Genomic DNA, 10,140 nt, shown 5'->3' on the forward strand with positions numbered 1-10,140 from the left:
TGCATGTCGATCTGTGCCGCTGTATGTCCGCGGTCTGTTGCCGCGAGGTCTAGACCCGGCATCATGCAGCGGCGTCGCCCTTCGAGCGCGCGGGCGCCGCACCCGTCCCGTACGACCCCGATACGCACATCTGGAGTGTGTTCGTGTCCGCGAACCCCGCGTCCGCCACGACCGAGAAGCCGTCCGGCTCCGGTTCCCGCATACCCAAGGTCCCCTTCTGGGCCCAGATCGTGGCCGGTCTGGCGCTCGGCGTCCTGCTCGGCTGGCTGGCCCGCAGCCAGGACGTCAGCTGGCTGAAGGACACCCTCGGCCAGATCGGTGACATCTTCGTCCAGCTCCTGAAGCTGGCCGTCGCGCCGCTCGTCTTCTTCGCGATCCTGGTGTCGATCACCAATCTGCGGAAGGTCAACAACGCCGCCCGGCTGGCGACCCAGACCCTGATCTGGTTCATGATCACGTCGCTGATCGCGGTCGCCATCGGCCTCGCGATCGGCCTGCTCACCAACCCGGGCGCCGGCACCGGCCTCACGCCGCAGGACGGCAAGCTGCCGAAGAAGGAAGGCACCTGGATCGACTTCCTCACCGGGATCATCCCGACGGACGTCATCACCCCCTTCACCGAGCTGAACGTCCTGCAGATCGTCTTCATGGCCGCCGTCGCCGGTGTCGCCGCGCTGAAGCTCGGCGAGAAGGCCAAGCCGATCCTCACCTTCAGCGAGTCCGTCCTGGAGCTGCTGCAGAAGGCCCTGTGGTGGGTCATCCGGCTCGCCCCGATCGGTACCGTCGGCCTCATCGGCTTCGCCATCGCCGACTACGGCTGGGACCTGATCGGCAAGTACGCGACCTTCACCGCCGACGTCTACATCGGCTGCGCGCTGGTCCTCTTCGGCGTCTACCCGCTGCTGCTCGCACTGGTCGCCAAGGTCAACCCGATCCAGTTCTTCAAGGGCGCCTGGCCCGCGATCCAGCTGGCGTTCGTCTCCCGCTCCTCGGTCGGCACCATGCCGGTCACGGTCAAGGTCACCGAGCGCCTCGGCGTCCCGAAGGAGTACACCTCCTTCGCCGTCCCGTTCGGCGCCACCACCAAGATGGACGGCTGCGCCGCGATCTACCCGGCGCTCGCCGCGATCTTCATCGCGCAGATCTTCGACGTGCAGCTCGGCATCCAGGACTACCTCCTGATCGCCTTCGTCTCGGTCGTCGGCTCCGCCGCCACCGCCGGTCTGACCGGTGCCACGGTCATGCTGACGCTGACCCTCTCCACGCTGGGTCTGCCGCTGGAGGGTGTGGGTCTGCTGATGGCGATCGACCCGATCCTGGACATGATGCGGACCGCCACGAACGTGGCCGGCCAGGCGCTCGTCCCGGTCGTCGTCGCCGCCCGCGAGAAGATCCTCGACCACGACGCGTACAACGCCGCGTCCTCGTCGCCGGTCGACGACTTCGACGCCCGCGAGGTCGAGCAGAAGGTGACGGTTCCGGCCACCGCCTGACCCCGCCCGGCGGCCTGAACAGCCTGGTCGTGCCCCCTGCCCCGACGGGCAGGGGGCACGCGCGCGTGGTGGGCGCCGTAGGGTGGCGACCACTGCGGAGCAGTACGGTCCGCGAGGGGCGGCAGGGGCGGAAGGATGTCACGGGTGGGTGCCACGAAGGCCAAGCGGATGCCGCGCGAGGTGCGCGAGCAGCAGATGATGGACGCCGCCGTGCAGACCTTCGGCAGGCGCGGCTACCGGGCCGCCTCGATGGACGACATCGCCGAACTCGCCGGTGTGTCGAAGCCGTTGGTCTACCTCTACCTGAACTCCAAGGAACAGCTCTTCACCGCCTGCATCCGGCGTGAGGCGGCCGCGCTGCTCGACGCGGTACGCGGCGCGGTCGAGCCGGGGCTGCCGGCGGACCGTCAGCTGTGGGCGGGGCTCGCGGCCTTCTTCACGCACACCGCCGAGCACCCGGACGGCTGGTCGGTCCTGCACCGCCAGGCGCGTACGACCGGGGAGCCGTTCGCCGCGGAGGTCGTCGCTCTGCGCGGGGAGGTCGTGGCGTTCGTGACCAGCCTCATCGGGGCGACGGCGCGCGAGACTGCGACGGCCCCCCTTCGCGCGCCGGACCTGGCCGAACGGGACGTGGCCGGGCTCGCGCAGGCGCTGGTCGGCGCGGCGGAGTCCCTGGCGGGCTGGGCCAACGAGACCCCGGGGATCACGGCCAAGGAGGCGGCCGCGACGCTGATGAACTTCGCGTGGGCGGGTCTGGGCAACCTGATGGACGGGCGGCGCTGGTCGCCGAGCTGACCGTTCCCCTCTGATCTGGTCCCAACGGCCGCTCGGGGCCGTAGCCTTACTCCGGAGTCAGGACGGGCGCCGAGGCGCCTGTTTCCGCGCCGCTCAGCACGCAACGACGTACGACCTCAAGTCACTTCGACGACCGAGGAGCCGCACGTGTCCGTCGCCGCCAGAGCCCCCGGTCCGGACGGGTCCCCGGAGGGGCCGCCGGGGAGATCCCCGGAGGGATCTCCGGACGTGCCGCCGCACAGGTCCCCGGCCGGATTCCCGGAGGGACCCCCGGCCGGGTCCCCGCACAGACCGCGGGCCGGATTCTCGGAGGGACCCGCGGACGTGCCGCCGGGGAGATCCCCGGCCGGATTCCCGGAGGGACCCCCGGCCGGGTCCCCGTACAGACCCCCGGACTGCTTCCCCGCCGCCCCCGAGCCGCGCATCGTCCGTTCCGGCGGCCGGGTGCGGGAGGTGTCCGTACCGCCGCTCGTCCCCCCGCCCAGACTCGGCTCGCTCGCGGACATCCCCTTCCACAACGCCCGGGCCGACCCCGAAGCCGTCGCCGTCGCCCGCCGCCAGGAGGACGGCTCCTGGGCCGACATGAGCGCCGCCGAGTTCGCGGCCGACGTGCGGGCCGTCGCCAAGGGCCTGATCGCCGAGGGCCTGCGCCCCGGCGACCGGCTCGCCATCATGGCCCGTACGAGCTACGCGTGGACCCTGCTCGACTTCGCCGCCTGGGCCGCCGGGCTTGTCACCGTCCCCCTCTACCCCACCGCGTCCGCGTTCCAGGCCCGCTGGATCCTCCAGGACTCCGGCGCCGTCGCCTGCGTCGTCGAGGACGCCGAACAGGCCCGGCTGATCAGCGTCGAACGCCGCCAGCTCCCCGGCCTCGCCCATCTGTGGGTCTTCTCCACCGGCGCCCTGGACAGCCTGCGCCGCGCGGGCGCGCGGGTCCCGGACGCGGTCGTCGTCGCGCGCCGCGCCCTGCTCGGCCCCGAGCATCTCGCCACCCTCATCTACACCTCCGGCACCACTGGCCGCCCCAAGGGCTGCGCCCTGAGCCACGGCAACTTCCTCACGGAGGTCGACAACGCCGTCGCCCTCCTCCACCCCGTCTTCAGGGCGGTCAGCAAGGAGCCGGCCTCCACGCTGCTGTTCCTGCCGCTGGCGCACGTCTTCGGGCGGATGGTCGCCATCGGCTGCTTACGGGCGCGGGTCCGGCTCGGGCACGCGCCGTCGATCGAGACCGGGGACCTCCTCGCCGATCTCGCCGGTTTCCGGCCGACCTTCCTCGCCGCCATCCCGTACGTCCTGGAGAAGGTCTACAACACCGGCCGCGCCACCGCCGAACGCATGGGGCGGGCCGCGTCGTTCGACCGCGCCGCGCGGGTCGCCCAGCGCTACGGGCGGCTGCGCCGGGCGGCCGGCCACGGCGAAGGCCCCGAACCCCCGCTCCCGCTACGGGCCGCCCGCGCGCTCTACGACCCGCTGGTCTACCGCCGTATCCGGGCCGCCCTCGGGGGCCGGGTTCGGTACGTGATCTGCGGCGGGTCGCCTCTCGGGCCGCGCCTGACCACCTTCTTCGCGGGCGCGGGCATCGAGGTGTACGAGGGGTACGGCTTGACGGAGACCACCGCGGCCGCGACCGTCACCCCGCCGCTGCGGCCCCGCGCGGGCACGGTCGGCCTGCCGCTGCCGGGCACGGGCGTCAGGATCGCCGACGACGGTGAGGTGCTGCTGCGCGGCGGCCATGTCTTCGGCGGCTACTGGGACGCGCAGCGCGGCCAGGTGACACCGCCCGCCCTGGAGGAGGGCTGGCTGGCCACCGGCGACCTGGGCGTGCTCGACGACGAGGGCCACCTCACGATCAACGGCCGCAAGAAGGACATCGTCATCACCTCGGCCGGCAAGAACGTGCCCCCGGCCCCGCTGGAGGACTGGCTGCGCGCGCATCCGCTGGTCGCGCAGTGTCTGGTGGTCGGCGACAACCGCCCGTACGTCACCGCGCTGATCACCCTCGATCCGGACGGTCTGGCCCACTGGCGGCGGATGAAGCACAAGGAGCGGCTGTCGCCGCAGGAGTTGGTGACGGACGAGGACCTGCTGGCGGGGCTGCGGCGGGCGGTGGACGACGCGAACAGGCTGGTGTCGCGGGCGGAGGAGATCCGCCGGTTCACCGTCCTGACCGCCGATTTCACGGAATTGGGCGGCTATATGACGCCCAGTCTGAAGCTGCGCAGGTCGGCGATCGCGCGGGACTTCGCCGCCGAGATCGACGCGATGTACGAAGGCGGTGAGGAGTGAGTGATGCATTTGGCGTGCGGTGCCTCCATGCGCTTAGGTGTGCACGTCAAGTGATCATTCGAAGCAGAGGGGTTGACGGTGTTCAAGGCAGTACGGGGGATAGCGGTGGGTGCCGCGCTGGTGACGGCGCTGACGGCATGCGGCAGTGACGACGGCATGGACGCCTTCCGCGGCACCGACGAGCAGCCGCCGATCACGTTCACGCCGGACATGGTCCGCACGGCGCTCCCCAGCAAGGCCAGCGCCCCGAAGCCCTACGAGGCCGACGACATCGAGATCGCCACGGGCGAGCGGGCCGTGCGCCAGTGCGAGGAGCACACGGAGTCCAACTGCGGCGGGCTCTCCACGATCGGCGCGACCGAGTTCGACGTCGTGGACGACAAGGGCGACAACGTCGACGGCGAGGGCGACATCAACTTCGGCATCATCGCCTTCGCGACGCCCGACGACGCCACCGCGACCTTCAAGGCCCTGGTCACCGAGGAGCGCAAGAAGGCCGGCGCGAGCTCCAAGGACCTGGAGATCGACGCGGGCGCGGAGGAGACCCAGGCGTTCAAGGGCGAGGAGGACACCGAGGTGATCATGCGCCTGGGCAGCCTGCTGATCAACGTCCAGGGCGACGGCAAGTTCACCAAGGAGCCCGACTACAACGCCCTGGCGAAGCTCCAGATCGACCGCATCAAGAAGACGGCCGAGGGCAAGAACCCCGACGCGTGACCCGGCCCCCTACCCCCCGGCCCCGCCCTCACCCGGCCCCGGCCGCCGGGGGGAGGGGTGGGCAGCGGTCCGCCGTGGATTTTCTGTCGCCGAACCGCATGTCCTTTTCGGACAATGACAGGGCGGAGGTCCGCGGGGTGATGCGCAAGAGGACTTAAAGCACAGCGACGGCAGCCAGCACTACGCAGCGCGACTCGGGGAGGCGCGCAAGCTCATGAAGGACATTGCGGACGGCTATGCCGGCGCCGCGGGCGCCCTCCGCTCCTACGCCTGGGCCTTGAGGATCGCCAAGATTCACTATTCCAACGGAACCGCGAACGAAGCAGTTCTCGCCGATCTGATCGGCACCAAAGGGATGGCGGTCACTCGCGCGGCACAGAACGCGGAACCCATGCGCCAATGGGAGGACATGCGGGCAACGACCGGTGTCCTCGACTTCTTCGCGGAGCTCACCATGGATGTCGACGACATCATGGACCGTGCCAACCGGCTGCGCGATGCCGCCGGCAGTGAGTTCCACCTTGCGAAGACGACGGAGAAGGAAGCCCGCGACGCCTGTGTGCACGGCCTGAAGCAGGCCTATGAGCTCTTGCCTGAGTTCCGCCTGGGCTTCGTCGAACGTGTGGACTTCTTCGCGTCGATGGCCTCCATGCGGCGCGAGGCTCAGGAGGCGAGCGGCAGCCCCCTCACCCGTCTGCCCGGCAGCGCACCCAAGCAGGGTTACACCGCCGCGTTCGGGGACAGCCCGGTGTCGCCCTCGCTCCGCGACATCCGAACGCAGCTGGCTTCCCTTCCGGATGCGCGGTCAAGCTACTGGGTGCCGCCCTCGTCGAGCGAGGACCGCCGGGAGTGGATCGCCACGAACAGAGAGATCATCCAAGCGGCGGCCAAGAACTCCGGCCTGCCCGCGGACATGGTCGCCGGGATCGCCTGGCAGGAGATCGGTGGCCAGCCCGGACTCCTGGACGACATCACGGACACCCTCCGCCAACAGGCCGAAGCTCCCTGGGGACTGAGCCCCGTACTGCCTGAGAACCTTCCGTGGCGACTCGGCGGAAGCCCTGACGAGACGTCGTTCGGGCCCATCGCCATTCAGGTGCGAAGGGGTGCCGAAGTACTTGGCTACGACCCCCAGAACCTCACCGAACAACAGCGGGCTGTGGTCGAGGAGTCCCTTCAGGACCCCCGGCAGAACATCTTCATCGCGGCCGAGTACCTGGCGCAGCTCAAGGCGGAAAGCGATTTCGCGCACGTGCCGCCGGAGGAATTGACGGCGGCCCAGTACCAGGAACTCGCGGCTCGGTACAACGGAGGGCCCTACTGGGATCAGTCCGACGCCCAGGCGTACGGTCGGGGCTTCAGCAACAACCTCGATGAGGCAAGGGAAGCACTGCGCTGATGCCGGACCGCCCCGAAGCAACCCGAGCGACCGAGGACGAAGGCTGTCTGCGGTGGGTCTTTGCCGTGCCGCTGCTGGTTCTTCAGCTGATCGCCGCGTGGTTCCTGTACACCGCACTGACGATCCGGCCCTCAGGGAGCTGGGACGACGACGCGCGCGCGGGAATCGTCCTGTCGTGTGTGCTCACCCTCGCGGCGAGCGCGCTCGCCCTGCTGATCACCGTTCTGCCCGCCGTGCGGCGGGTCATGGGGCAGTGGTGGGCGGTGCCTCCGGTGGTTCTGGGCGGGGTGGCTGCCGTGCGGTGGGCCGTGGGGGTCTGAGCGGGGGAGTCCGCCCCCCGTCAGGAGCAGGGCCACGCCCCTCAGGCCCGCTCCAGGACGCCGCGGATGAAGGCCGCCTGGCCCGCGTGTTGGAGGTCTTCTGCGATGACGCTGATCAGGCGGACTCCCAGGGTCACCGGGGGTGACCAGGCCTCGTCCACGACGCGGTCCAGGTCGGCGTTGGTCAGATCGTGGACGTAGGTGAGGCTGCGGGCGTGGACGGCGTCGTAGTAGCCGAGCAGGAGGTCTTCGGAGGACCGGACCTTGGCGACCTGCTTGCTGGAGTGGCCGTAGCCCGTCGCCTTCTTGGGGAAGGGGAGTTCGAAGCGGCCGGCCCAGTCGTCGCTGAACCACAGCTGCTCCTCGTCGGCCACGTCGGAGACGTGGTCGTCCTGGATGCGGGTCAGATGCCACACCAGCCAGGCGATCGAGTTGGCGTCCGGGTCGAGCCGGGTGGCCAGTTCGTCCGGGGAGAGGCCCTCGACGGCCGCGTGGACCGCCTCCTGGATGCGGCCGAACGCGTCCGTCAGCAGCTCAGCGGTCTTCATCAGCACTCCTCATCGGCACTTCTTCGTCACGGTGGCTCTCCTCCCAGTGGGCCACCGAAGAGGCCCCGAAGGGAGCCGAACGGCCGTGGACGGGCCCGGCTGCCGGGCCGTTTCACCTGGGCGGCGCAGACCGCGGCACAGACCCCGGCGCAGACCGCTCCGCCCGCCACCGCGCCACCGTCGCCTCCACGTCGAACGGCGTGACGTTCAGCGGCGGTCCCGGCGGCGGGCGCCTCAGGGCCGCCTCGATCTTCGCGTTGACCGTCGTCAGGATGTGCCGTACCCGCGCCTCCGTACCGGCCCCGGCGATCTCCTCCACCGCGTCCTCGGCCTCCTTGCGCAGGGCCAGCGCGGGCGGCAGCACGGCCGCGCCCTCGCGGTGCAGCTTGCCCTTGATCCACCACAGTTCGTCGTAGGGCGCGGTGTCGTCGGCGAGCGGTTTGCCGAAGCCGGGCAGCCGCCGGAAGTCGCCGCGTTGCTCCGCCTCGCGGATCTGCCTGTCCACGAATGACTCGAAGCTCACGCCGGGGGGTTTGCGCTCGGTCATACGTTCCAGCGTAGAGGTCGCGGCGCGGCGTGGCCGGGCCGAAGCTGGAAGGGGTGCCCTGTCACCCACCAGAGGAAGGGGTACGCCATGACAGCAACCTCACGCGCCGACGCTCCGATCGAGGTCGAAGGCGACGGTGTGGAAGTCCGTATGAAGGAGCTCGGCGGAGACATGTGCGTCGCGTTCATCACCCTGCCCAAGGGCACGGACATGGGGCCCGCGCTCAAGGGCCTGCCCGACGACCGGTGCCAGTGCCCGCACTGGGCCTACATCGTCTCGGGCAAGGTGAAGATGACGACCGCGTCGGGTGAGCAGGTCTACGAGACCGGGCAGGCGGTCTACTGGGCGCCCGGCCACGTTCCGGAGGCGCTGGAGGACAGCGAGTTCATCGACTTCTCGCCGACGGTGGAGTTCCAGCGGGTGATGGACCACATCAAGGCTCAGGGCTGACGGGACGGACCCGCACGGCCTCCCGCCGTACGGGCCCCGCCCCCGTCCCGTCAGCAGTCGCCGGTCGTGGGTTCGCCCGCGAACCGGTCGGCCAGCCAGTTCTGGGCCGCCGACGCCTCCGTGATCACCCCGGAGACGTGTTCACCGAGCACGATCGTGCGCCAGCGCACGTTCACGCCCCGGCCGCACCAGTCCGCGCGCAGCTGCTTGCCCTGTGCGTACGGGATCAGCTCGTCGCCGAGCGCGTGGTACAGGTACACCGGGTGGTCCGGCGTGCGGGTGCCGAGGTCGGACTCGTGCAGCCGCCTCTGCCACTCCGGCGTTTCGAGCGGGTTGCGGAGCGTCAGGTCGGAGATCTTCTTGAAGGAGCCGACGGTCGTGTCGACGGCGACGCAGTTGTCGCGGAAGAAGCCGATGAGGGCCTTGCCGGCCGGGTTCAGATACGAGTCCAGCTTCAGCTCGGGGAAGGCCGCGTCCTGCCCGGCGGCCGCCATGAAGAGCAGCCCGGAGCCGTACGAGCCGTCGTGCACGGCCGCCAGCCGGTCGAGGCGGGCCGGCACACCGCCGGTGGCCGTGCCCTTCACCGCCAGCTCGGGGGCGTACGAGCCGTGCAGCTCCGCCGCCCAGCCAGCGGCCTGACCGCCCTGCGAATAGCCCATGATCCCGACGGGGGGGGTCCGCCGACAGGCCCGCCTCGGGCAGTCGGATCGCGGCCCGCGCGGCGTCGAGGACGGCGTGCCCGGCGGCGCGGCCGGCGGTGTAGGTGTGCTCGCCGGGGGTGCCGAGGCCCTCGTAGTCGGTGACGACGACGGCCCAGCCGCGCCAGGTGAGCTGCTGGATGAGGTTGGCCTCCGCGGTGGTGCCCGTGGGGAAGCCGTTGCTCGGCGCGCAGGAGTCGCCGAGTCCGACGGTGCCGACGGCATAGGTGATCAGGGGGCGCGGGCCGGTGCGGCCGTCCTGCGGGACGATCACGGTCCCGGAGACGGTGTTGGGGGCGCCGGTTGCGCTCGTCGAGCGGTAGTGGATCTTCCAGGCCTTGGTGAGGGTGGGCTGACCGGGCAGCGGATGGAAGGCGGACTCCCGCACGGAGACGAGCTCGCCGGGCCGACCGGTCTCCTCGGCGGAGGCGGTGGCGGTGGCGGTGGCGGTGGCCGGCGGCAGGGCTGCCGAGAGGGCGAGCGCGGCCAGACAGACCAGCACCCGGGTGCGTACACGCATTGCGGCTCTCCCAACGGACGTGGGGGTGGGAATGGGGGAGACCGTAGTGACTGGCCGGTAGGTACGGCGCTGACCGGGATGCTCAGCTTCACTGACCGGGGTACGCAGGCACGGCCCGCCGCGACGAGCGGCGGGCCGTGAGGGATCGCGGAGAGGCAGGAGCCGGAGCCCCTGCCCGCCCCGGTTCAGGGGTGCTCAGCCGCGGCCGTCACACGCCTTGCAGTCGCCGCTTCCCCGGCAGCTGCCGCACTTGGCGCCGAAGTTGTATCCGGAGCCGCCGCAGGTGGTGCACTTGCCGTCGCCCTTGCATCGCTGGCACATGGTGGTCGTTCCTTTCGTGGTTCGGTTCGATGACGTCGCAGATCGC

10 protein-coding genes and 1 pseudogene are annotated in these 10,140 nt (G+C 70.7%); 7 read left to right on the top strand and 4 right to left on the bottom strand.

Translation table 11 applies throughout. From position 1 onward, the window contains the following. Nucleotides 1-143 precede the first annotated feature (143 nt). The 6 genes from ACZ7LT_RS18185 to ACZ7LT_RS18210 all read left to right on the top strand — a co-directional run bounded on the left by ACZ7LT_RS18185 (nt 144) and on the right by ACZ7LT_RS18210 (nt 7,010). Nucleotides 144-1,493 (top strand): dicarboxylate/amino acid:cation symporter, encoded by a 1,350-nt coding sequence (locus ACZ7LT_RS18185; protein WP_471237061.1) that lies wholly within the window; start codon nt 144-146, stop codon nt 1,491-1,493. A gap of 144 nt (nt 1,494-1,637) precedes the next feature. Next, nucleotides 1,638-2,288, top strand: coding sequence for a TetR/AcrR family transcriptional regulator (locus ACZ7LT_RS18190; protein WP_471237062.1), 651 nt, complete (start codon nt 1,638-1,640; stop codon nt 2,286-2,288). Between the two features lie 423 nt (nt 2,289-2,711). Beyond that, nucleotides 2,712-4,574: an AMP-dependent synthetase/ligase gene (locus tag ACZ7LT_RS18195; protein WP_471237457.1), complete on the top strand. Its 1,863-nt coding sequence runs from the start codon at nt 2,712-2,714 to the stop codon at nt 4,572-4,574. Nucleotides 4,575-4,652: 78 nt separating this feature from the next. Then, the gene (locus tag ACZ7LT_RS18200; RefSeq protein WP_471237063.1) at nt 4,653-5,291 is read left to right on the top strand and encodes a hypothetical protein; all 639 of its coding nucleotides are present in this window, start codon (nt 4,653-4,655) and stop codon (nt 5,289-5,291) included. A 214-nt stretch (nt 5,292-5,505) separates the two neighbouring features. Then, nucleotides 5,506-6,690 carry a hypothetical protein gene (locus tag ACZ7LT_RS18205; RefSeq protein ID WP_471237064.1) on the top strand — a complete coding sequence of 395 codons (1,185 nt, stop codon included), beginning with the start codon at nt 5,506-5,508 and terminating at the stop codon, nt 6,688-6,690. Continuing rightward, nucleotides 6,690-7,010 (top strand): hypothetical protein, encoded by a 321-nt coding sequence (locus ACZ7LT_RS18210; RefSeq protein ID WP_471237065.1) that lies wholly within the window; start codon nt 6,690-6,692, stop codon nt 7,008-7,010. Before ACZ7LT_RS18205 ends, ACZ7LT_RS18210 begins: the two co-directional genes overlap by 1 nt. Before the next feature lie 41 nt (nt 7,011-7,051). Here ACZ7LT_RS18210 and ACZ7LT_RS18215 read toward each other — a convergent pair whose 3' ends face one another. Both ACZ7LT_RS18215 and ACZ7LT_RS18220 read right to left on the bottom strand, forming a co-directional pair. Next, entirely contained in the window at nt 7,052-7,558 is a 507-nt protein-coding gene (locus tag ACZ7LT_RS18215; protein ID WP_471237066.1) for a mycothiol transferase, read from the bottom strand. 112 nt (nt 7,559-7,670) lie between these two features. Then, the gene (locus tag ACZ7LT_RS18220; protein ID WP_471237067.1) at nt 7,671-8,105 is read right to left on the bottom strand and encodes a DnaJ family domain-containing protein; all 435 of its coding nucleotides are present in this window, start codon (nt 8,103-8,105) and stop codon (nt 7,671-7,673) included. A gap of 87 nt (nt 8,106-8,192) precedes the next feature. Between ACZ7LT_RS18220 and ACZ7LT_RS18225 the strand changes: the two genes are divergently transcribed. Then, on the top strand, nt 8,193-8,555 hold the full coding sequence (locus ACZ7LT_RS18225) for a cupin domain-containing protein (RefSeq protein WP_471237068.1): 363 nt from the start codon (nt 8,193-8,195) through the stop codon (nt 8,553-8,555). Nucleotides 8,556-8,605: 50 nt separating this feature from the next. Here ACZ7LT_RS18225 and ACZ7LT_RS18230 read toward each other — a convergent pair. Both ACZ7LT_RS18230 and ACZ7LT_RS18235 read right to left on the bottom strand, forming a co-directional pair. After that, nucleotides 8,606-9,773 (bottom strand): annotated as a pseudogene (locus ACZ7LT_RS18230) (lipase family protein). A 195-nt stretch (nt 9,774-9,968) separates the two neighbouring features. Beyond that, nucleotides 9,969-10,094, bottom strand: coding sequence for a hypothetical protein (locus ACZ7LT_RS18235; RefSeq protein ID WP_471237069.1), 126 nt, complete (start codon nt 10,092-10,094; stop codon nt 9,969-9,971). Between the last annotated feature and the right edge of the window lie 46 nt (nt 10,095-10,140).

The organism is Streptomyces sp. NPDC039465 (assembly GCF_055639315.1).